The sequence below is a fragment of the Streptomyces atroolivaceus genome, from assembly GCF_000717025.1.
In the GTDB taxonomy this organism is placed as follows: domain Bacteria; phylum Actinomycetota; class Actinomycetes; order Streptomycetales; family Streptomycetaceae; genus Streptomyces; species Streptomyces atroolivaceus.
Genome location: NZ_JNXG01000002.1, coordinates 544367 through 565221, shown reverse-complemented (window position 1 = coordinate 565221; position 20855 = coordinate 544367). Strand labels below are relative to the sequence as shown.

At 72.9% G+C, this 20855-nt stretch carries 16 protein-coding genes; 5 read left to right on the top strand and 11 right to left on the bottom strand.

From position 1 onward, the window contains the following. Nucleotides 1-222 precede the first annotated feature (222 nt). Complete coding sequence (locus tag OO67_RS05860) at nucleotides 223-828, top strand: hypothetical protein (protein WP_033297715.1); 606 nt, start codon at nucleotides 223-225, stop codon at nucleotides 826-828. 61 nt (nucleotides 829-889) lie between these two features. Here the strand turns inward: OO67_RS05860 and OO67_RS05855 are convergent, their stop codons facing one another. From OO67_RS05855 to purN, 3 genes are all read right to left on the bottom strand, one after another. Next, nucleotides 890-2350, bottom strand: a complete 1461-nt coding sequence (locus OO67_RS05855) for a DUF2079 domain-containing protein (protein WP_382055363.1) — start codon at nucleotides 2348-2350, stop codon at nucleotides 890-892. A gap of 196 nt (nucleotides 2351-2546) precedes the next feature. Beyond that, the gene (purH, locus tag OO67_RS05850) at nucleotides 2547-4100 is read right to left on the bottom strand and encodes a bifunctional phosphoribosylaminoimidazolecarboxamide formyltransferase/IMP cyclohydrolase (protein ID WP_033297714.1); all 1554 of its coding nucleotides are present in this window, start codon (nucleotides 4098-4100) and stop codon (nucleotides 2547-2549) included. After that, entirely contained in the window at nucleotides 4087-4743 is a 657-nt protein-coding gene (gene purN, locus OO67_RS05845) for a phosphoribosylglycinamide formyltransferase (protein WP_033297713.1), read from the bottom strand. The genes purH and purN overlap by 14 nt, the downstream gene beginning before the upstream one ends. A 239-nt stretch (nucleotides 4744-4982) precedes the next feature. Between purN and OO67_RS05840 the strand changes: the two genes are divergently transcribed. Then, entirely contained in the window at nucleotides 4983-5909 is a 927-nt protein-coding gene (locus tag OO67_RS05840; RefSeq protein WP_033297710.1) for a hypothetical protein, read from the top strand. A gap of 28 nt (nucleotides 5910-5937) precedes the next feature. Here the strand turns inward: OO67_RS05840 and OO67_RS05835 are convergent, their stop codons facing one another. After that, on the bottom strand, nucleotides 5938-7698 hold the full coding sequence (locus tag OO67_RS05835; RefSeq protein WP_033297708.1) for a cell division protein PerM: 1761 nt from the start codon (nucleotides 7696-7698) through the stop codon (nucleotides 5938-5940). Between the two features lie 131 nt (nucleotides 7699-7829). On the opposite strand from OO67_RS05835, the gene OO67_RS05830 reads away from it, so the two are divergent. Then, on the top strand, nucleotides 7830-9026 hold the full coding sequence (locus OO67_RS05830; RefSeq protein ID WP_078597657.1) for a sigma factor-like helix-turn-helix DNA-binding protein: 1197 nt from the start codon (nucleotides 7830-7832) through the stop codon (nucleotides 9024-9026). A 44-nt stretch (nucleotides 9027-9070) separates the two neighbouring features. Here OO67_RS05830 and sucD read toward each other — a convergent pair whose 3' ends face one another. From sucD to OO67_RS05800, 6 genes are all read right to left on the bottom strand, one after another. After that, entirely contained in the window at nucleotides 9071-9955 is an 885-nt protein-coding gene (sucD, locus tag OO67_RS05825; protein WP_033297707.1) for a succinate--CoA ligase subunit alpha, read from the bottom strand. 21 nt (nucleotides 9956-9976) lie between these two features. Then, the gene (gene sucC / locus OO67_RS05820) at nucleotides 9977-11158 is read right to left on the bottom strand and encodes an ADP-forming succinate--CoA ligase subunit beta (RefSeq protein ID WP_033297706.1); all 1182 of its coding nucleotides are present in this window, start codon (nucleotides 11156-11158) and stop codon (nucleotides 9977-9979) included. Nucleotides 11159-11447: 289 nt separating this feature from the next. Beyond that, a complete protein-coding gene (locus OO67_RS05815) occupies nucleotides 11448-12629 on the bottom strand; it encodes a VWA domain-containing protein (RefSeq protein WP_033297705.1) in 1182 nt (393 codons plus the stop codon). A 35-nt stretch (nucleotides 12630-12664) separates the two neighbouring features. Next, the gene (locus tag OO67_RS05810; RefSeq protein WP_051709156.1) at nucleotides 12665-14980 is read right to left on the bottom strand and encodes a DUF5682 family protein; all 2316 of its coding nucleotides are present in this window, start codon (nucleotides 14978-14980) and stop codon (nucleotides 12665-12667) included. Then, nucleotides 14977-16089, bottom strand: a complete 1113-nt coding sequence (locus OO67_RS05805) for an ATP-binding protein (RefSeq protein WP_033297704.1) — start codon at nucleotides 16087-16089, stop codon at nucleotides 14977-14979. Before OO67_RS05805 ends, OO67_RS05810 begins: the two co-directional genes overlap by 4 nt. A 107-nt stretch (nucleotides 16090-16196) precedes the next feature. Continuing rightward, the gene (locus tag OO67_RS05800) at nucleotides 16197-16637 is read right to left on the bottom strand and encodes a hypothetical protein (protein ID WP_078597655.1); all 441 of its coding nucleotides are present in this window, start codon (nucleotides 16635-16637) and stop codon (nucleotides 16197-16199) included. Nucleotides 16638-16765: 128 nt separating this feature from the next. Between OO67_RS05800 and OO67_RS05795 the strand changes: the two genes are divergently transcribed. Both OO67_RS05795 and OO67_RS05790 read left to right on the top strand, forming a co-directional pair. Continuing rightward, nucleotides 16766-18160 carry an SWIM zinc finger family protein gene (locus OO67_RS05795; RefSeq protein WP_051709154.1) on the top strand — a complete coding sequence of 465 codons (1395 nt, stop codon included), beginning with the start codon at nucleotides 16766-16768 and terminating at the stop codon, nucleotides 18158-18160. A gap of 68 nt (nucleotides 18161-18228) precedes the next feature. Further along, the gene (locus OO67_RS05790) at nucleotides 18229-19920 is read left to right on the top strand and encodes a DUF5691 domain-containing protein (protein WP_051709152.1); all 1692 of its coding nucleotides are present in this window, start codon (nucleotides 18229-18231) and stop codon (nucleotides 19918-19920) included. 308 nt (nucleotides 19921-20228) lie between these two features. On the opposite strand, the gene icmB is transcribed toward OO67_RS05790, so the two are convergent. After that, on the bottom strand, nucleotides 20229-20642 hold the full coding sequence (gene icmB / locus OO67_RS05785) for a coenzyme B12-dependent isobutyryl CoA mutase small subunit (protein ID WP_033297702.1): 414 nt from the start codon (nucleotides 20640-20642) through the stop codon (nucleotides 20229-20231). Nucleotides 20643-20855 lie beyond the last annotated feature (213 nt).

The window sequence follows — 20855 nt, the reverse complement described above, 5'->3', positions numbered from 1 at the left end:
TCGCGGATGACCCCGCCCGCGTACCAATCCTGGCCTGCCACGTGGACGGGAGATTGCACTTGCACAACACATTCGGCAATCAGCTGGACAAAAAGCGGATGTCACGACGACGATAAGGCCCGCATCACCGCGGACAGTGTCGGGGGGACCACCGTTCAATTGCACATGATTCCTCCGCGCGACCCGCGTCGTCCCCGCACTTCGCAACGGAGGAACCTCGCCATGAGCTTCGGCGACCCCAACAACCCCTACGGCCAGCAGCAGGGCGCGCAGCCGGGCGGGCAGCAGCCGGGCTACGGCTACCCCCAGCAGGCCCCGCAGGGCGTTCCCCAGCAGGGGTACGGCTACCCGCAGGCACCGCCGGTCCAGGGCGGCTACGGCTTCCCCGGCGGACCCACCGAGATGCCGGGCGGTGTGAAGGCCGCCCGCGTCATGCTCTTCGTGATCGCCGGGCTCCAGGTCATCGGTGCGATCTTCGTCGCCCTCGCCGCCGCAGCTGTGAACGCGGCCAAGAACGACGCGACGCTGAAGGACGACGTCCAGTTCCAGCAGCTCGCCGACTACTCGGGCGCCGCACTGTGGGGCATGGCCGTCTTCGCCGTGCTCTGGGGAGTCCTCGCCGTCTTCCTCGGCGCCAAGTTCGGCAAGGGGGGCAACGGAATCCGCATCACGGCCATCATCTTCGGCGTGATCACCGCGATCCTCGGTATCTACCCGTTCATCGTGATCGGCCTCATCCACACGGTCCTGGCCATCCTGGTCGTCGTCTTCGTGGCGAAGTCCGACGGCGGCGCCTGGTTCAACCGTCAGCAGCAGCCGCAGTACTGAGCTTCTGAGCGCGCCCGCGCATGAAGGCCGTGACACCCGCTCACCAGCGGGTGTGCGGCCTTCAGCTGTTTGCGGGCACCGGCGTGGTCCGCTCCATGACGACGAAGGAGCCCACCTCCCTGGTGACCCGGTAGCGCGCCTCCGGGTGAAGCTGCTCGGCGTACTTCACCGGGTCGTCGATCGGCCGCGACCAGCCGAAGTCCAGGTTGATCGCGACGACGTCGGGTGCGGTGCCGGGGGCCCCGCCGACCCAGTAGACCGTACGGTCCGCGGTCAGGTGCGCCATCAGCGTGATGTCCGTCTCCACCCTCGCGCCCACGGGGATGGCGTCCAGGGCCGCCTCGGCCGCGTGGGTGCGCGCGTCGGCGCGGTACGTCTCCGGGCGCAGCAGGTCGCGGAGCGGAAGGTGCTGGGTGAGGGCGACGGCGATCGCCGTGGCCACCGGGACGGCGACGTTCGCATACGAGACGAGCCAGGAGCGCCCCGACCCCTGGCTGCGGCGGATGCCGTCGGCCATGGCCAGGAAAACCACGGGCATCAGGATCGCGCTGTAGTGCCAGACCATGCCCCAGTGGTTGGAGTCCTGGGAGAGCAGGCGCCAGCCCAGGGTGGGCAGGACGAGCAGGATCAGGGGGGAGCGCAGCGCCATGAAGGCGGTGACGCCGACCAGGAAGACCAGCATCTCGAGCTTGACCGAGGAGTCGAGCACGCCGAGGACGGAGTCGAGCAGGGAGACCTCCTGCCCGCCGTTCTCCTCGATCTTCTTCCAGTAGTCGTACGTCCCCGCGCTGCTCGCCGCCGGTATGAGCACCAGCACGGTCAGCGCGAACGCGCACACGCCGAAGGCCGCCAGCAGGAAGCCCTGGAACCGCCGCCCGTACAGGGCAAGGAGCCCGCCCACGACAGCGACGGTGATCCCGAGGTCCTCCTTGACCAGGACCAGCGGCAGCGACCACAGGACGACGGCCCGCCAGCGCTCCATGAGCAGCGCCCGGCAGACCAGGGCCAGCAGCGGGACGGCGAAGGCTATCTCGTGGAAGTCGGCCTTCACGGCTTCCTGGAGGCCCCAGGAGAGCCCGTACGCGACGGTGACGCAGATGCCGGAGCGGCCGCCGAGGATCTGCTGGGCGGTACGCCCGACGATGACGGCGGAGGCGGCGAACAGGGCGGCCTGGGCGAACAGGAGGGCGACGGCGGACGGCCAGATCCAGTAGAGCGGGACGAGGAGCGCCACCAGCGGACTGAAGTGGTCACCGAGGATCAGGTAACCCGGCCCCTTGATGTCCACGACCGGGGCGTCGAACCCGGCGTACGCGCGCACCTCCTGCTCGAAGATGCCGAGGTCCCAGGAGGGCGACAGGAAATGGCTGTACCGCAGGTACCCGTAGAGGAAGTAGAGCGCGCACAGGACCACGGCGGCGATCAGGTACGGGCGCAGCGGCGCCGGGTGCGGCGTACGCGTGGCCGGCTCCGGGGCCTGCTCCCCGGGCACGCCGGTCTCGCTCTGGTTCAGGTCAAGCACGATGCCCCCGCAACGGAGTCCCACACTGGTCACTGCCGGACGCACCGGTCCCGCCCGCCACGGCCCGGCAAGGCCATTCATTAGAACAGAGGGACGACTCTTTTCCGTACGCCGGGACGCACCGCAGGCCGCACCCGTCGGGTGCGGCCTGCGGTGTCGTCACTGCCCCCTCGGTGGTCGTGCCACCGCGGGAGTGTCAGTGGAAGAAGTGGCGCGTGCCCGTGAAGTACATGGTCACGCCCGCCTTCTTCGCGGCCTCGACGACCAGTTCGTCACGGACCGAGCCGCCCGGCTGGGCCACGGCCTTGATGCCGGCGGCGGTCAGGATCTCCAGGCCGTCGGGGAAGGGGAAGAAGGCGTCGGACGCGGCGTACGCGCCCCGGGCCCGCTCCTCGCCGGCCCGCTCGACCGCGAGCTTCGCGGAGTCGACGCGGTTGACCTGACCCATGCCGACGCCGACGGAGGCGCCGTCCTTGGCGAGCAGGATCGCGTTGGACTTGACCGCACGGCTGGCCTTCCACGCGAAGGCGAGCTCCTTGAGCTCGTCGGCGGAGAGCGCCTCGCCGGTGGCCAGGGTCCAGTTCGCCGGGTCGTCGCCCTCGGCCTGGAGGCGGTCGGTGACCTGGAGCAGGGCGCCGCCGTCGATCGGCTTGACCTCGACCTCGGAGGCCGGGGCGCCGGGACAGCGCAGGACCCGGATGTTCTTCTTGCGGGCGAGCACCTCGACGGCGCCGTCCTCGTACGCCGGGGCGACGATGACCTCGGTGAAGATCTCCGCGACCTGCTCGGCCATCTCGACGGTCACCGGCCGGTTGACGGCGATGACGCCGCCGAACGCGGACAGCGGGTCACAGGCGTGCGCGTTGCGGTGCGCGGTCGCGACGTCGTCGGCGATGGCGATGCCGCACGGGTTGGCGTGCTTGATGATCGCCACGCACGGCTCGGCGTGGTCGTACGCGGCGCGGCGCGCGGCGTCGGTGTCCGTGTAGTTGTTGTAGGACATCTCCTTGCCGTGCAGCTGCTCGGCCTCGGCGAGTCCGCCCTCGCCCGAGGTGTAGAGCGCGGCGGGCTGGTGCGGGTTCTCCCCGTAGCGCAGGACGTTCTTGCGCGCGAAGGCGTCCCCGAGGAATTCGGGGAGGCCGGAGTCGTCGGAGGCCGCGCAGTCGTCCGCGAACCAGGAGGCGACCGCCACGTCGTAGGCGGCGGTGTGCTGGAAGGCCTCGGCGGCGAGCCGCTTGCGGGCGGTCAGGTCGAAGCCGCCCGCCTTGACCGCCGCGAGGACGTCGGCGTAGCGCTCCGGGCTGGTCACGACCGCCACGGACGGGTGGTTCTTGGCCGCTGCGCGGACCATCGACGGACCGCCGATGTCGATCTGCTCCACGCACTCGTCGTCGGAGGCGCCGGAGGCGACGGTGGCCTTGAACGGGTACAGGTTGACGACCACGAGGTCGAACGGCTCCACACCCAGCTCGGCGAGCTGCTCGCGATGGGCGTCCAGACGCAGGTCGGCGAGGATGCCGGCGTGCACACGGGGGTGCAGCGTCTTGACACGGCCGTCGAGGCACTCGGGGAAGCCGGTGAGCTCCTCGACCTTGGTGACCGGCACGCCGGCGGCTGCGATCTTCCCGGCGGTGGAGCCGGTGGACACCAGCTCGACACCCGCCTCGTGCAGACCGCGGGCGAGGTCTTCGAGCCCCGTCTTGTCGTAGACGCTGACCAGGGCGCGGCGGATGGGCTTATTCACCGACATGACCGAGATGAACCTTTCGTCCCTCAATGCGATAGCCGTCACGGGCGAGCCGCCCCACGGCCTCGACGAGCAGCTTGCGCTCGACTTCCTTGATGCGTTCGTGGAGGGCGGCTTCACCCTCCACCGTTTCCTCTTCGGTCACCTCGACCACGCCCTGCGCGATGATCGGACCGGTGTCGACGCCGTCGTCGACGAAGTGGACGGTGCACCCGGTGACCTTCACGCCGTACGCGAGCGCGTCGCGCACGCCGTGAGCGCCGGGAAAGCTGGGGAGCAGGGCGGGGTGGGTGTTGACGACACGGCCGCCGAACCCGGCCAGGAAGGCCTTGCCCACGATCTTCATGAATCCCGCGGACACGACGAGGTCCGGGCGGTGCGCCGCCACGGCCTCGGTCAGGGCCGCGTCCCAGTCGTCACGGCTCGCGTACTCGCCGAGCTTGCACACGAAGGTGGGCAGCCCGGCGCGCTCGGCGCGTTCGAGGCCGACGGTGCCGTAGCGGTCCGCGCCGACCGCGACGATCCGGGCGCCGTAGCCCTCGGGGTCGTCACCGATCGCGTCGAGGAGTGCCTGGAGGTTCGTGCCTGAGCCGGACACGAGCACGACCACACGGGCCGGAGCGGCGGAGGGGGGCGGGGAGGCCACGGCAGGGCCCTTTCTCGCGTGGTGCAGCTGGTACGCGATGTACAGGAGGTGCGTTTGTATGGTCGTACGAAAGAAGCTCACCCCGTGATACGGGGAACTCTACGAACGGTCCGACCGTCAGCAACGATACCGGCACACCCGGCGGCCCCCACGGGACGGGGGCGTGACCGGGAGGTAGCGTCAGGGGACAGGGAACCGCCCCCGGGCGGAAATGACGAGATGGGGAAGACGTTCACCACATGCCGGACCGCCTCCGCACCGCCCTTGGCCACCCGCTGCCCGAGCGGGCATCCACGCTGATGCGGGAACGCAAGTCCTCATCACCGGACAATCCATCAGGATCGGGATCCCCGTCGGGGCCGGGCTCCTCCAGGGGCTCAGGCTCCTCGTCGGGATCCTCGTCCGGGTCGTCCGACGACAATCCGTTCGCCGCACCGCCCGAGGACCGGCCCGACCAGCCCTGGCAGCCCCGCCACCCTTCCCACACGCCGGGAGACCGAGGCGACGGCGGGAGCGGTGACGGCGGCGACGGGCACTCCGGCGACCGTCCGGCCTGGGGCAGTCAGTGGAGCGACCAGCAGCCGGGACGCCAGAGCGGCGGGTTCGGCGGCCGGCCCGGCGGCACCGGCGGACCGGCGGGCCAGGGCGGCGGCCCCGAGGGCAGTCCCGGCGGGCTGCGCTGGGACCCGACCGACCCCGTCCAGCGGCGCGCACGCTATGCGGTGCTGGGCGGCATGTGGGCGTTCTTCTTCGCCCTGTTCGACTTCCCCGAGATCGCGATGCTCCTCGGTGCCCTCGCCGTGTACTGGTCGGTCAGCGCCCTCCGCGGCGGGCCGCGGAAACCCCAGGAGCCCGGCGCGGGAACGGCCTCGGATCCCGGCGCGATCAGCACGGGCCGGGCCGCCACGCCGCCGCCCCCGGCGGCCGCACCCGGATCCGCCCCCGGAACCCGGCAGACCGGCAGCAGGCAGCAGACGACGGCCGCTGTCAGCGGTCTCGTGACGGCGCTGCTGGCCCTGGCGATCGTGGCCACCGGGTATACGGTCCAGCTGGTCTACCGCGACTACTACACCTGTGTGAACGACGCACTCACCAAGTCCGGCGCCATCGCCTGCAACGAAAAGCTGCCCGATCCGCTGGAGCCCTTCTTCGGGGTGAAGAAGTAGCCCGTCCGGACCGAGACCGGGACGCTCGCTACCGAGCGTCGCCTTCCCGGCCGGGTTCCGGGTGCCCCTGGGCATCCGGAACCCGGCCGGGCTGCGTAGCGGGCGGGGAGTCCGGCGGCGCGGGAACGGGAGCGGGCGGGGAGTCCGGCGCGGGAACGGGAGCGGGTGTGGAGTCCGGCGGCGCGGGAACGGAAGCGGGCGGGGAGTCCGGCGGCGCGGGAGCGAGGACCGGCACGGGCGGCGCCGTGGGTTGCACCGCCTCCCCCTCGGCCTCGAAGTCCGCCATCAGCCCACCCGAACCCTTCTTGAGCTTGGCCCAGCGCGCTTCCCTCGCCCCCTCCTCGTGCCACGGGCCGGCCGACAGGAAGTCGTACGGTTCCGCGCTCCCGCCTGCCACCCCGGGCCCCTTCTCCGCCGCCTGCTCCGCCAACTCCCCCGCCGCCTCCTCCGGCGCGAGCCCCGGCGCGAGCCCCGGCGCCGCCACCCCCGGCTCCCCGCGCGCCGCCTCCCACCGCCACCCCCACCGGTGTTCCCTCAGCCGCCACACCCTGAGCAGCAGCGCCGCCGGTACGCCGATGACGCCGGTCCACGCGAGGGCGGCCGGGCCCACCATCCACCACACGGGGCCGAACTCCGCCAGCGCCCCGGTGCCCAGCGGGCCACCCGACGCCGCCGCGAGGACCGCCGCGCCGGCCCCGCAGCCCATGGCCGCCAGGCCTGCCACCACCGCGGTCCGCCCTTGGCCCCACGCCTCCTCGCGCGCCCCGCGCACCGGAGCCGCGCCCCGCGCGACGAAGCGGGCGACGGCCAGACCGGCCACGGCCGGCACCGCGGCCGACGCCCAGTTCACCGCCGTCCCCGGACCGTGGGAGGGGACCGCGGCGAGCAGCGGGAAGTCCGGCAGCGCGGGAGGACCGGTGAACGCGAGCGGAGTGGCCATGGACGCCGTGCCGAGGGCGAATCCCGGCCCGAGGCCGTAGGAGGCACCCCACATCGCCGCGTTCGGCACGAGCGCCGTCGCCAGCAGGAGTACGGAGATCCGGCCCGCCCAGTCGCCCGACAGCCCCAGGAACGACTCCCTCGCCGCCCCCGCGTGCCACACCAGCGCCGTCGCGACCAGCAGCGCCCCGCCTCCGAGCAGCATGAGCACACCGGCGGCGGCCGACCGCAGGGCCACAACGGCGCTCGAACGGAAGCGGGAGCGGGCGGCCGCCTCCTGGAGCCGCAGCGGGGCCCAGACCAGGAGCGGAGCCAGCGGCCGGCCGCACGCCGCCCACACCCCCGCGGCGGCCGTACCGGTCACCACGAGGGTCACCGGGAAGGCGATCGAGACCCGGTCGGCGGGCAGCCCGCCATTCCGCCCGTAAGCGGCCGCGGCCACTACCACCAGCAGGTATCCGGCGCTGACCGCGCAGAGCGCCCCGGCCACCGAGTGTTCGCCGGGAGCCTTTCCGCCCGTTTCCACCGAGTCCCTGGCGGCCCGGTGCACCAGCCACACCGGCAGCACGACCAGCAGCAGAGGAATGGTCGCCACGGGCGCCGGGTGCCCTCCCAGGGTGTCGGCCCTGACGAGTTCGGCACCGTGGGCGAGCAACCAGAGCCCGGCCGCCACGTGCAGTGCCCCGACCGGCCCGCTGTCGGGGTACGGAGAGCTGATCCACACCCCCATGACCAGGACGGCCAGCGCGCCGAGCCCGAGCCCCGCCGCGAGCACCCCGCGCACGAAGGCAGAGGCCAGCGCGCCGGACCGGCTCCGCTCGGCCGGCAACATCGGGCTGTTCTCGGTCAATTGGGTCACGCGGCCATGCTGCCAACGACACGCGCTTATTTCGTGTAACGGGCTAACGGCCGCTGTGTCGCTCAATATACGTTTATGTACTTTTTCACCCAGTGCAGTGCCGCCGGGGACGGAGGCCGGGCATGACACGGAGCATCACCGGTCCGGCTCCCGCCGCCCCGTTGCCCTCTCCCAAGGAGCGCCGGAGGCTGCGCGAGGCCAGAGCGCTGAGCGAGGAAGATGTGGCGAGAGTCGTGGGCGTCACGCCCGCCACCGTCCGTTCCTGGGAGAAGGGGCGCACCAGCCCGCGGGGCCGCCTGCGCGCCGCCTACGCCAAGCTGCTCGGCTGCGCCGGACACCCCTCCGCGCCGAACCCTTCCGCGCCGCCCCCCTCCGCGCCGCCTCCCTCCGCGCCGCCCCCCTCCGTCGACGTCCCCCGGAGCAGCACGACGCCCCCGACCGCACCCGCGACCGACCCCGGAACCGGCCCCGCTGTCGGCACCCGGACCGCCCCCGAGCCGGAGCCGGCCCCGCCGAAGGGGCCGGGCCTCGTCCCCCGGGCCCGGGAGAGCCTCACGTCCGAGGAGGCGTTCGACGTCCTGTACAGCCGCACGGCGCCGGGCCTCACCCGTCAGGTCTTTCTGCTGACCGGCCGCCGGACCCTCTCCAGGGAAGCCGTCGAACACGCCTTCCGGATCGCCTGGCAGCGCTGGCCCGAGGTGGTCAGGGACCGTGATCCGGCGGGCTGGGTACGGGCGGCGGCGTACGAGTACGCGATGTCCCCCTGGCACCGGCTGCGCCCCGCCCACCGCCGGGCCGACCCGCTTCCCGGGGATCCGGCGCGGGGCGCCCTGCTCGACGCGCTGCTCGGCCTTCCGCCCTCGTACCGCCGCACGCTGCTGCTCCATGACGGTGTGGGCCTCGGGCTGCCGGAGACGGCCGCGGAGACGGAGGCGAGTACGCCTGCCGCGGCAAGCAGGCTGGTGAACGCACGGACCGCCGTCGTGGAGCAGGTGCCCGGCCTGGTGGAGTCCCCGGGGCCCGGCGGCCGGTCCGTGGTGCTCCATGAACGGCTCCGCGCACTCGCCCTCGCGGAGGACGTGCCCGCGCCACCGTCCGCACCCGCCGTCCGCGCGGGCGGCGAGCGCATCGCGGAACTCTGGACCCGGGCGGCACTCTGCTTCGGGGTGCTCCTCATCAGCTCGACCGCTTCACCGCGGAACGGCGCGGGCCCGCCCCCCTACGACCAGGGGGGCCGGCCCCCGCCGTTTTCGTCCCCCCACCCCCCCCGGGGGGGTGGGGGGGAGAAAAACGGGCGGGCCCCCCCCCCCTGGTTGTAGGGGGGGGGGCCCCGCGCCGTTCCGCGGTGAAGCGGGGTGGGCGGTCAGCCGCCGAGGACCTCGCGTGCCAGCTTGGCGGTCTCGGTCGGCGTCTTGCCGACCTTCACGCCTGCCGCCTCGAGGGCGTCCTTCTTGGCCGCGGCGGTACCGGAGGAGCCGGAGACGATGGCGCCTGCGTGGCCCATGGTCTTGCCCTCCGGGGCGGTGAAGCCCGCGACGTAGCCGACGACCGGCTTCGTGACGTTCTTCGCGATGTAGTCGGCGGCACGCTCCTCGGCGTCGCCACCGATCTCGCCGATCATCACGATGAGGTCGGTCTCGGGGTCCGCCTCGAACGCCGCGAGGGCGTCGATGTGCGTCGTACCGATGACGGGGTCGCCACCGATACCGACGGCGGACGAGAAGCCGATGTCACGGAGCTCGTACATCATCTGGTAGGTCAGCGTGCCGGACTTGGACACGAGACCGATGCGGCCGGGCTTGGTGATGTCGCCCGGGATGATGCCGGCGTTGGACTGGCCGGGGGTGATCAGACCGGGGCAGTTCGGCCCGATGATCCGGGTCTTGTTGCCCTTCGAACCGGCGTACGCCCAGAAGGCGGCCGAGTCGTGGACCGCGATGCCCTCGGTGATCACGACGGCCAGCGGGATCTCGGCGTCGATCGCCTCGACGACGGCGGCCTTCGCGAAGGCCGGCGGGACGAAGAGGACGGACACGTCGGCGCCGGTCTTCTCCATCGCCTCGGCGACGGAGCCGAACACGGGTACCTCGGTGCCGTCGAAGTCGACGGAGGTGCCCGCCTTGCGCGGGTTCACGCCACCGACGATGTTGGTGCCGTCGGCCAGCATGAGCTTGGTGTGCTTCATGCCCGTGGCGCCGGTCATCCCCTGGACGATGACCTTGCTGTCCTTGGTGAGGAAGATAGCCATGGTGTTGGAGTCCCTCGTCCCTTACTTCGCAGCCGCGGCGAGCTCGGCGGCCTTGTCGGCCGCGCCGTCCATGGTGTCCACACGCTGAACGAGCGGGTGGTTGGCGTCGGAGAGGATCTTGCGACCCAGTTCCGCGTTGTTGCCGTCGAGGCGCACGACCAGCGGCTTGGTGACGTCCTCGCCCTTGGACTTGAGCAGCTCCAGGGCCTGGACGATGCCGTTGGCGACCTCGTCGCAGGCGGTGATGCCACCGAAGACGTTGACGAAGACGGACTTGACGTCCGCGTCGCCGAGGATGATCTCCAGGCCGTTCGCCATGACCTCCGCGGAGGCGCCGCCACCGATGTCGAGGAAGTTGGCGGGCTTCACGTTGCCGTGCTTCTCACCGGCGTACGCGACGACGTCCAGGGTCGACATGACCAGACCGGCACCGTTACCGATGATGCCGACCTCGCCCTCGAGCTTGACGTAGTTGAGGTTCTTGGCCTTGGCCGCGGCCTCGAGGGGGTTGGCCGCGGCCTTGTCCTCGAGCGCCTCGTGGTCGGGCTGGCGGAAGTCGGCGTTCTCGTCGAGAGACACCTTGCCGTCCAGCGCCAGGATGCGGCCGTCCTTGGTCTTCACCAGCGGGTTGACCTCGACGAGGAGCGCGTCCTCGGCGACGAAGGTGTCCCACAGGGTCACCATGGCCTCGGCGACACCCTCGGCCACCTCGGCCGGGAACTTCGCCTGGGCCACGATCTCGCGGGCCTTCTCGATGTCCACGCCGTCGACGGCGTTGACCGGGACCTTCGCGAGGGCCTCGGGGGTCTTCTCCGCGACCTCCTCGATGTCCATGCCGCCCTGCACCGACGCCATGGCGAGGAAGGTGCGGTTGGTGCGGTCGAGGAGGTACGAGACGTAGTACTCCGCCTCGATCTCCGGGGACAGCTCGGCGATCATCACCTTGTGGACCGTGTGGCCCTTGATGTCCATGCCGAGGATGTCGGTCGCGCGAGCGACCGCCTCCTCCGGGTCTGCCGCCAGCTTCACGCCGCCGGCCTTGCCGCGGCCGCCGACCTTCACCTGCGCCTTGACGACGGACTTGCCGCCCAGCCGCTCGGTCGCCTCGCGGGCTGCCTCAGGCGTGTCGATGACTTCACCGGCCAGCACCGGTACACCGTGCTTGGCGAAGAGGTCCCTCGCCTGGTACTCGAACAGGTCCACGCGCGTCCGTCCCTTTTAGTGGTCTCGCGGTTGGTTTTCTGCGTGGGCGTGCCGCGAGGGCAACGTGACTGCGCAGTCACTAGGGAGGCGCACACGGTGACCGGGTACGCGGCATGTCCATCCGGCAGGTTATCCCCCGCGCCGCGCCGGACCCTAAATTGCACATCACACCTGAGCGGTGATACCGGTCACAGACCGCGCTGGTGACGGGGGTGCGGAGGACAAAACGGCTCTCCGCCGGCCGGGTGGGACGGCCCGTGGCCGGGATCGCGGACCGGGGTCCGTGGGGTCACCGGCCCGTGTCCGGTACCGGCAGAGGCCGTTTCTCGATCGCCGCCGCCATGACCTCGGGGAAGAGGTCCGGAGTGCAGGCGAAGGCAGGGGCGCCGAGCGCCCCCAGCGCGGCTGCGTGGTCCCGGTCGTAGGAGGGTGTGCCCTCGTCGGAGAGGGCGAGCAGCGTCACGAACTGCACGCCGGACGCCTTCATCGCGGCGGCCCGTCGCATCATCTCCTCGCGGATCCCTCCCTCGTGGAGATCGCTGATGAGGACGACGACGGTGTCCGCCGGGCGGGTGATCCTCGACTGGCAGTAGGCGAGCGCGCGGTTGATGTCCGTACCGCCGCCGAGCTGCGTGCCGAACAGGACGTCGACCGGATCGTCGAGCTGGTCGGTGAGGTCGACGACAGCCGTGTCGAACACCACGAGCCGGGTCGCCAGGGTCCGCATCGATGCGAGCACCGCGCCGAAGACCGAGGCGTGGACGACGGAGGCCGCCATGGACCCCGACTGGTCGACACAGAGGATGACGTCCTTCTTCACGGACCGGGCCGCCCGCCCGTACCCGACGAGACGCTCGGGTATCACCGTCCCGGCCCCTTCACGGCCGGGAAGGGGCACGTAGTTCCTGAGGTTGGCCCGGACCGTGCGGTCCCAGTCGATGTCGCGGTGGCGCGGCCGGGCCGATCTGGCCGAGCGGTCGAGGGCGCCGGTGAGCGTCGCCCTGGTGCGGGTGGCCAGCCGGCGCTCCAGGTCGTCGACGACCTTGCGTACGACGGCCCGGGCCGTCTCCTTCGTCGTCTCCGGCATCGCCTTGCCGAGCGAGAGCAGGGTGCCGACCAGATGGACGTCGGGTTCCACGGCCTCCAGCATCTCCGGCTCCAGCAGCAGGGCGGAGAGCCCGAGGCGGTCGATCGCGTCGCGCTGCATGACCTGGACGACGGAGGCCGGGAAGTACGTGCGGATGTCGCCGAGCCAGCGGGCCACCGACGGGGCGGATGCCCCGAGCCCCGCGGAACGCTCGGCTCCGCCCCGGCCGCCCGGCTTCCTCCCGCCGTCGTACAGAGCGGTCAGGGCCCCGTCCATCGCCGCGTCGCGTCCGGTGAGCGCGCGTCCCGTGCTCTCGGCGCTGTCCGCGCCGAGCACCATGCGCCAACGCCGCAGCCGCTCGTCCTCTGCGGGAGCCGTGTCCATCGCCCTCTCCTCCTCCGGGCGCGCCCGGTCCGTGGTCATCCCCTCACCGCCCGCTCCGCCGGGGTGTCGAGGCCGAGCAGCAGCCGCACCACCGGCACCACCGCGTCCGCCCGCTCCTCATCGAGTCCTTCGCCGAAGCCCGGCGCGGGGGCCACGCCCTCGTCGCGCGCCGCCCTCCCGGGGCCCGTCCCCCGGCGGACGAGCTCACCCAGCGTGCGCCGCACACCCGGCTCGTAGGCGGAGAAGGTGCGGCGCACCAGGGGCAGTACGTCGGCGAAGGTGTCGGCCGGTACGCCCGTCAGCCAGGTGTCGACGAGGCCGAGGAGCCGCTCGTCGTGGACGAGCAGCAGACCGCCGCCCGACGCTCCGCCGACGAACCCCTCGATCCACGCCGCCGCTTCGGCCGGTGCGGCGGCGGGCGAGAGGGCCAGCCCCATCAGGCGCGCGGTCTCGCTCCCGGCCAGCCGCCCGTCGTCCAGGAGCAGGCGCGTGGCACGGCCCCGGATCACACCGGAGACCGCGTCCCTGGCGGACAGCTTGTGCAGGACGCCCGCCCACCGCTCGGGCAGCCCTTCCGCCCGTACGGTGGTGGCGAGCAGCCCGATCGCGATGTGCACGCCGTCCATCCGTCGCCGCGCCTCCTCGGCCGCGTCCGCGTCGAGGCCGGTGCAGGCGGGCGGCAGGCCCACGCAGACGCGCTCGGCCAGGCCGACGGCCACCTCTCCCAGAGCCGTGGTGTCCGTGGCCCGTACGTCCCCGTACCGCAGGGAGCGGGCGAGGGCGGGCAGTGCGTCGGCGAGGTGGCCGGCATCCGCGTCGAGGGCGGCCCGGTCGGCGAGGGCCCTCATCACGACGGGCAGAGCCTCGGTCAGGCCGGCCAGGAGGCACTGCTCTGCGAGCGCGGTGACCCCGGCGAGCGAGGACGCCGACACGGCGTCCGCCTCGGCCCTGGCGGTCGCGGCGCCCAGCACCGTGGTGCCCCACACCCCGGCCTCGGCGATCCGCACGAAGAGTTCGGGATCCCAGTGCAGCCGCCAGGCCTCCCGGAACGTCCCCGTGCTGCCCCGGCCCGCGGCGGGTTCGCCCCAGTGCACCCCGATGAGCCGCAGCCGGTGCAGCAGTCTGCTGCGGGCCGCGTCGGTGTCCTTGCGGAGATCGAGCTCCAGCTCGCGCTTCTCCGCCTCGGGCCTGAGCCTCAGTGTGCGCTGCTGCCTGTCCAGGTCGCGCTGGAGGGGGACGGCCGGGGCGGTGTCCGGGACCTCCCCGAGGATCTCGCCGACGACGAGCCGGTCCCGTACGAGGGCGAGTGGCACATCGGATCCCTCGCACATGACGGCCCTGACGGCGTCGGTGGCTTCGTCCAGGCCCACGGCCGGGCGGCCTCGCAGGGCTGCCAGGGTCCCGGCCAGGCGGACGGCCTCGATGACGTCCGCGGAGGACACGGTCCTGTCCGTGTCGCGCAGGAGTCCGGCCACCTTCGTCATCCAGCGCTCGACGGGCCGGTCCGGGGCGGCGAACAGGTGCCCGTACCAGCCGGGTGACTCGATCCCCGCGCCGTATCCGCTGTACCGGGCGAGCCTGCGATGGGTCCAGGGCACCCAGGTCAGCTCCGTCTTCACCTTGGGCATCCCCTTGAGGAGCGCCCGGTCGGCGGCGACGGTCGTCCTCGCCGTGAGGGCGGGAACGTGCCACGCGCCGCAGACCACGGCGATGTCGTCGCCGAACTCCTTCCGGGCGGCGCGCAGCTGAAGGCGCATGCAGGCCTCCCGGACGGCGTCCTGCGGATGTCCCCCGTCCCCGTAGGCCTCCCGCAGCGCCGTCATCGCCTCGGCGAGCGCGGCGAACGGGGCGCACGGGTCGGCGGGCTGCCCGCCCGTCGCGCGGTGCTCGACGACGTCCTCCCACCAGCGCTCGGGGTCGTCGTAGCCGGCGGTCCCGGCGAGGATTCCGATCGGATCCATCCCCCGGCCCTCCCCCGGCCCGCCCTCCCGCTGTTCCGTCAGCGCCAGGGAGTGCGCGGCGGGCAGGTCCACGAAACGCACGGGGACCCCGTGCGCCGATGCCCAGCGGATCGCCACCCACTCGGGCGAGAAGTCCGCCATCGGCCAGAACGCGGCACGTCCCGGGTCGTCCACGGCGTGCGCCAGCAGCGCGACGGGGGGACGCATCCGGCTGTGCGCGGCGAGCGGCAGCAGCGCGTCGCCCTCGGGTGGTCCCTCGACGAGCACGGCACCCGGCCGTACGGATTCCAGGGCTGCCAGGACCGCACGGGCGGAGCCGGGACCGTGATGGCGAACCCCCAGCAGCAGCGGCCCCCCTGGGGCGGTGGCCCCTCCGGCGCGGGGTGTCATTCGGCGGCCTCGCGGCAGGCGCGGTAGAAGTCCTTCCAGCCGTCCCGCTCCCGGACGACGGTCTCCACGTACTCCTGCCAGACCACGCGGTCGGCCGTGGGATCGCGGACGACGGCCCCGCGTATTCCCGCTGCCACGTCACCCGGGCGCAGGACACCGTCGCCGAAGTGGGCGGCGAGCGCGAGGCCTCCGGTGACGACGGAGATGGCCTCGGCCGTGGACAGTGTCCCCGACGGCGACTTGAGCTTGGTCCGGCCGTCCGTGGTGATGCCGTCGCGCAGTTCGCGGAAGACCGTGACGACGCGCCGGATCTCGGTCATCCCGTCGGGCGCCGGGGGCAGGTCGAGCGAGCGCCCGATCTGGGCGACGCGCCGGGAGACGATGTCCACCTCGGCCTCAGGTGTCGCGGGCAGCGGCAGCACGACGGTGTTGAACCGGCGGCGCAGCGCGCTGGAGAGCTCGTTGACCCCGCGGTCGCGGTCGTTCGCCGTGGCGACGAGATTGAACCCCCGGACCGCCTGGACCTCCTGGCCCAGCTCGGGAACGGGAAGTGTCTTCTCCGAAAGGATCGTGATGAGCGCGTCCTGCACGTCGGCGGGGATGCGGGTGAGCTCCTCCACGCGTGCGGTCATGCCCTCGGCCATGGCCCGCATGACCGGGCTCGGCACCAGCGCCTCACGGCTGGGCCCTTGGGCCAGCAACTGCGCGTAGTTCCACCCGTAGCGGACGGCTTCCTCGGGGGTGCCCGCGGTTCCCTGGACGAGCAGGGTCGAGTCCCCGCTGACGGCTGCGGCGAGGTGTTCGGACACCCAGGTCTTGGCGGTCCCCGGAACGCCGAGGAGCAGCAGGGCCCGATCGGTGGCGAGCGTGGTCACGGCGACCTCGACGAGGCGGCGCGGGCCCACGTACTTCGGTGTGATCAGTGTGCCGTCCGGAAGCGTCCCGCCGAGCAGATAGGTGGAGACGGCCCAGGGCGAGAGCTTCCAACGGGCGGGCCTGGGGCGGTCGTCAGCGGCGGCGAGCGCCTTGAGCTCGTCGGCGAAGGCATGCTCGGCGTGCGGCCTCAGGGCTTCGCCGCCAGCGGCGTCGGTCTGTACGGACACGGTCATGAATCCCCCTCCGGATCGGTCGATCCGATGCGGTTTCCACCGTGCACCACGGCACTGACAATCGGTCCCGGCACGGGCCCGGGACCGATCGGGGACCAGGCGGAGGATCAGCCTGTGACGGGCGAGACCGCGACGCATCCGCCGCTCGTGAGGAGCTCCTCGCCCTTCGCCTCCGCGATGACCTCGCCCTTGTGGGTGATGGTGCAGGCGAGGTCCGCCGCGCCCGCGTCCGGTGGGACCGGCATGACCGCCGGCGGCATGATCCCGCGCAGCGTGACGGTCTTCTTCCACGGCAGCACGGGCGACTCGACCGACTCGGTCTCGGGCTCCAGGGCCTTGCCGCCACCACCGTGGAACTGGATCTCGCCGGCGCTCGTACCGGTGACTTCGTAGGTCACCTCGTAGGTCTCGTCCGTGACCTTGTCGACGGCCTCGACGGCTTCGTCGGAGCAGGCGCCGAGGCCGAGCGCGAGGCCGCAGGCGGCCAGCCCCGCCACCGCGGCACGGGTGGTGCGCCCGATACGGGTGGTGCGTGTGGTGCGGTTCATCCGAATCCCCCGATGTCGTTGTCCTCTTCGCAGAGAAGCGCACCGAAGCGAAACGGTCAAGTCAGCGCGGAACGGGCGGAATCGCAGGTCGCGGCTGATTGTCAGTGGCACGCCCTACCGTCGGTTCCATGGTGCTGTCTCACGGGGGAGAACCCTGGCGCTCCGCCGGTCGGGTGGAGCACAAGACGACGGAGTGGGTGCTGGAGCTCGCTCCTGACGACAAGTCACGTGCGGCGGGCCTCGCGCTCGGTTCGGAGCGCGTGTGGTCCGGTGCGGGGCGCGGCGGTCCGGGTGTCGCGTGGGGGGTGTGCGCGGACGGCGACGGTCCCCCGCACCGCACGACGGTCGACACGAACGTGCCTGACTACAGGTGCAGTTGCCGCCGGGAGGAATCCCCCTGCCGGCATGTCCTGGGACTCCTGCTGCTCCTCGCCTCCGACGCGCGGGTACTCGGCCGGGTCCAGGAGCCGCCCGCCTGGGCCGCGCGGCGGCCTGCGGACCGACGCGGCCGGGCGGCGGCCGAGGCACCTCCAGGACCGGCGGCGGCCGAAGGGCCCGCGAGCCGGGAGGCCGCCCGGCGCGCCGACCGCAGGGCCGAGCGCATCACGGGCGGCACGCGGGAGCTGGAGCAGCGCCTCACCGATCTGCTGCGCGGCGGACTCGCGGAGGTGGACCGGCCGGGATACGGGCTGTGGGAGGAAACGGCGGCCCGCATGGTCGACGCCCAGGCGCCGGGGCTCGCCAACCGGGTGCGGGATCTGGGGTCGCTTCCGGCTTCGGGACCCGGCTGGCCGGCGCGGTTGCTCGAGGAGTGCGCGCTCCTGCATCTGCTGGACTCGGGCTGGCTCGGGCGCGACCGGCTGCCCGGCCCGCTGGCCGCGACCGTCCGCAGGAGGGTGGGACTGACGGCCTCGGCCGAAGGACCGGCCGTCCGCGATCGCTGGCTCGTCCTCGCGCAGTACGACGTACCTGACGGCCGGATCGTCACCCGCCGCATCTGGCTGTACGGCACGGAGTCGGCGCGCACCGCCCTGCTGCTGTCCTACGGTGCGCCGGGGCGAGCTCCCGCCCATGCACTGCCGGTGGGCGCTGTGGTGGACGCCGAGGTGACGCCCTTCTCGGGCGGCGGAGGGCTGCGGGCCGAGCTGGGACCTCGGTACGGCGAGCCCGTCGTCACGGCAGCACCGCCGCCCGGCGGCACGACAGCCGAGGCCGTCGCCGCGTACGGGCGGGCGCTTCGGGACGACCCCTGGCTCGACGCGTGGCCGGTCACGCTGAGCGATGTCATACCCGCGCCGTCCGGGGACGGCTGGCGCCTGGTCGGCGCGGCGGACGCTTCCGCCCTTCCGATCGCGCCCTCCGCACTGTCCCGGCCAGGGCTCTGGAAGCTCGTGGCACTGTCCGGCGGAGGCCCCCTGACCGTGTTCGGCGAGTGCGGGCACCGGGGCTTCGACCCGCTCGCGGCCTGGCCTCCCGAGACCTCCGACGACGCCGGAGCGAGCGCGGCAGTGGCCCTCGCCTGACGTACCGCGTCCTCCTCGACCGCCGCAAGCCTGCGACCCGCTGTCCCCGGACCACCGGAAGGGACCCGATGCCCACCGACATCACGACGCCGGACGTACCCGTGAACCCCCCATGGGAAGACCTGGTCACCTCGGCACTCCTCGGCACCGACCGGCGTCCGCTCCGCGCGGCAGGCGGCACCGCGGCCGGCCCGGTGGCGCTGCTCGACGCGGCCGCCGTGCACACGCTGCGGCGCAGGGCGGCCCTGCGGCCGGCCACAGGAGCCGTCCTGCCCGTGCCGGCGCCTGCGGATCCCCGGCCGCCGCTGCCGGCCGCCGCCCGCCGCCGGCTCGCCCAGCTGCTGGCCGACCGCTCGGCTCCGCCCAGTGGCGGGCGCCGGGGAGCGGCTCCCGATCTCACCGAGCTCATCCCCCAGTGGCTGGCCTCCGCCCACGCACGCGGCTACCGGGCACCGGCGGAGCTCCTGCCCGCCCTGCTGGACGCGGCACGAGCGCGCTCGGATCTGCGTCCGCACGTGCTGGCGTTCGCCGGACCGCGCGGACTCTGGCTGGCCGGGCTGAATCCGGAGTGGAGGTTCGCGCTGCGGGCCTCGCACCGCGGTGCGCACCGGCCGGACACATCGGATCCGGAGGCGGTTCGCCGGCTCTGGGAGGAGGGGCTCTTCGCCGAGCGGGTCGCGCTGCTCGGGGCGGTGCGGGAGCAGGATCCCGACGCGGCCAGGTCGCTGCTCACCGCCACGTGGTCCACGGAGCGGGCCGAGGACCGGCTGATGTTCGTCGACTCCCTCCGGTCCGGGCTCTCCGGGAGCGACGAAGCGTTTCTGGAGGAGGCGCTCGCGGACCGCAGCCGCAACGTCCGCTCCACGGCAGCCGAGCTGCTGTCCGCGCTGCCCGGTTCTGCGCTCGCCCGACGGATGGCGGCTCGTGCCACGTCCTGCGTGAACCCCGACCGTACGGGGGGTGACGTGTCCATCGCCGTGGAGGCGCCGCACGAGTGCGACGCCGCCATGGAGCGCGACGGAGTGGTGCCGGTACCCCCCTCGGGCCGAGGCGAACGGTCATGGTGGCTCGGCCAGTTGGTGGAGGCGACCCCGCTCGGGGTCTGGCGGGAGAAGTTCGGCGGCCGGACGGCGCAGGAGTTGGTGATGCTGCCGGTCTCCGACGGCTGGGACGCGGAGCTCCACGCCGCCTGGTGCCGGGCCGCCGTGCGGCAGCGGGACCCCGGCTGGGCACGGGCGTTGCTCGGCGCCCCGTCGACCCCCCTGGCCAACGGCCCGGGGACGGTGTCGCTGGCCGAGCGGTCGAAGCTCCTCGCCACCCTGCCCCCCTCCGAGCGTGCGCTCTGGGTCGCCGGCTTCATAGCCGCGCACGGCCTGTCCGAGGCCTTCCAGCTGCTCGGCGTCTGCTCCGTGCCCTGGGACGGGCCGCTCGGCAGGGCGGTGGTCGACGCACTGGACATAGCCCGGGACGCGGGGAGCTACCCCTGGAGCTTCAGCGGGGTGATGGGGCTCGCCGAGCGCTGCCTGAACCCGGCCGAGGCGGACCGGCTCGCGGTGCTCACCACCACGCCGGACGAGCCGGAAGGCGCCTCACCCGGCGCGGGCGGCTACTGGTCGGAGGCGTTCCTGCGGCTGGTGTCCACCCTGCGCCTGCGCGCCGCCATGGACGCGGAACTGGCCCAGGACCGCCAGGACCGGCCGGGAGGGGCAGGAACAGCAACGGGGAGGGGCAGCGACGAGGCAGAAGGTGGCAGGCAGTAGGAGGCAGGCAGCAGAAGGCAGCGGCAGGGCAGGCGTCAGGAGACGGACGCGCGGAAGGAAGGGCCCCGCCCAGCGTCGGCCGAAGCACTGCGGATGCCCAGGCCTTGTGGATCCGCCCCGCAGGCCCCGCGCCGGGCCCCGCCATGGGCCGAAGCGGCCGTGGACCTGGATCCGCCCACAGAGCCTGAGCCCCAGTGGCCCCGCCCTGAGGGACCGAGCCCCGCTACGGCCGGAGCCGTCCGAGCCCCGCTCCGGAGGCCGAGGCACCAAGGCGCCGAGCCGCGGTCCCACCCCGGGCCACGGCGCGCTCAGGCCTCCGCCGGCTGTCGGACGTGCGCGTTCACCCAGTCGACGATCGAGGCCGTCGTGGCACCCGGGGTGAAGATCTCCGCGACGCCCTGCTCCTTCAGCGGAGCGATGTCCGCCTCGGGGATGATGCCGCCGCCGAACACCTTGATGTCCTCCGCCTCGCGCTCCTTCAGCAGCTCGATGACCTTGGAGAAGAGCGTGTTGTGGGCACCGGAGAGAATCGAGAGACCGATGGCGTCGGCGTCCTCCTGGATCGCTGTGTCCACGATCTGCTCGGGCGTCTGGTGGAGCCCCGTGTAGATGACCTCCATGCCCGCGTCCCGCAGCGCCCGCGCGATGACCTTGGCCCCGCGGTCATGGCCGTCGAGGCCCGGCTTGGCCACCACCACACGGATCGGACCGGTCACACCCATCTATGCCTCCACATGCGTCTCCCGTGCCCGGAGGGCCGGTGATGTGAACGAACGTTATCCACAGCATCCCGCACGGCGTCGTTTCGCGGTGGGCCGGGAGGGGGAAATCACACATGGGACATGTTCGCCGGCGTCGTTCCCAGCACCGGGCGGCCCACGGCCGCGCGGGGAGCGCCGCCAGGGGAGCCGCAACGAGGTCGCCGTCCCACCGCG

Bases quoted from the DNA above. Each gene is read 5' to 3' on its own strand.
- OO67_RS05860 (WP_033297715.1), top strand. From the start codon at position 223: ATGAGCTTCGGCGACCCCAACAACCCCTACGGCCAGCAGCAGGGCGCG.
- sucD (WP_033297707.1), bottom strand. From the start codon at position 9,955: ATGGCTATCTTCCTCACCAAGGACAGCAAGGTCATCGTCCAGGGGATG.
- OO67_RS05795 (WP_051709154.1), top strand. From the start codon at position 16,766: ATGGTGCTGTCTCACGGGGGAGAACCCTGGCGCTCCGCCGGTCGGGTG.
- OO67_RS05810 (WP_051709156.1), bottom strand. From the start codon at position 14,980: ATGACACCCCGCGCCGGAGGGGCCACCGCCCCAGGGGGGCCGCTGCTG.
- OO67_RS05830 (WP_078597657.1), top strand. From the start codon at position 7,830: ATGACACGGAGCATCACCGGTCCGGCTCCCGCCGCCCCGTTGCCCTCT.
- purH (WP_033297714.1), bottom strand. From the start codon at position 4,100: ATGTCGGTGAATAAGCCCATCCGCCGCGCCCTGGTCAGCGTCTACGAC.
- OO67_RS05800 (WP_078597655.1), bottom strand. From the start codon at position 16,637: ATGAACCGCACCACACGCACCACCCGTATCGGGCGCACCACCCGTGCC.
- OO67_RS05805 (WP_033297704.1), bottom strand. From the start codon at position 16,089: ATGACCGTGTCCGTACAGACCGACGCCGCTGGCGGCGAAGCCCTGAGG.
- icmB (WP_033297702.1), bottom strand. From the start codon at position 20,642: ATGGGTGTGACCGGTCCGATCCGTGTGGTGGTGGCCAAGCCGGGCCTC.
- OO67_RS05790 (WP_051709152.1), top strand. From the start codon at position 18,229: ATGCCCACCGACATCACGACGCCGGACGTACCCGTGAACCCCCCATGG.
- OO67_RS05815 (WP_033297705.1), bottom strand. From the start codon at position 12,629: ATGGACACGGCTCCCGCAGAGGACGAGCGGCTGCGGCGTTGGCGCATG.
- OO67_RS05840 (WP_033297710.1), top strand. From the start codon at position 4,983: ATGCCGGACCGCCTCCGCACCGCCCTTGGCCACCCGCTGCCCGAGCGG.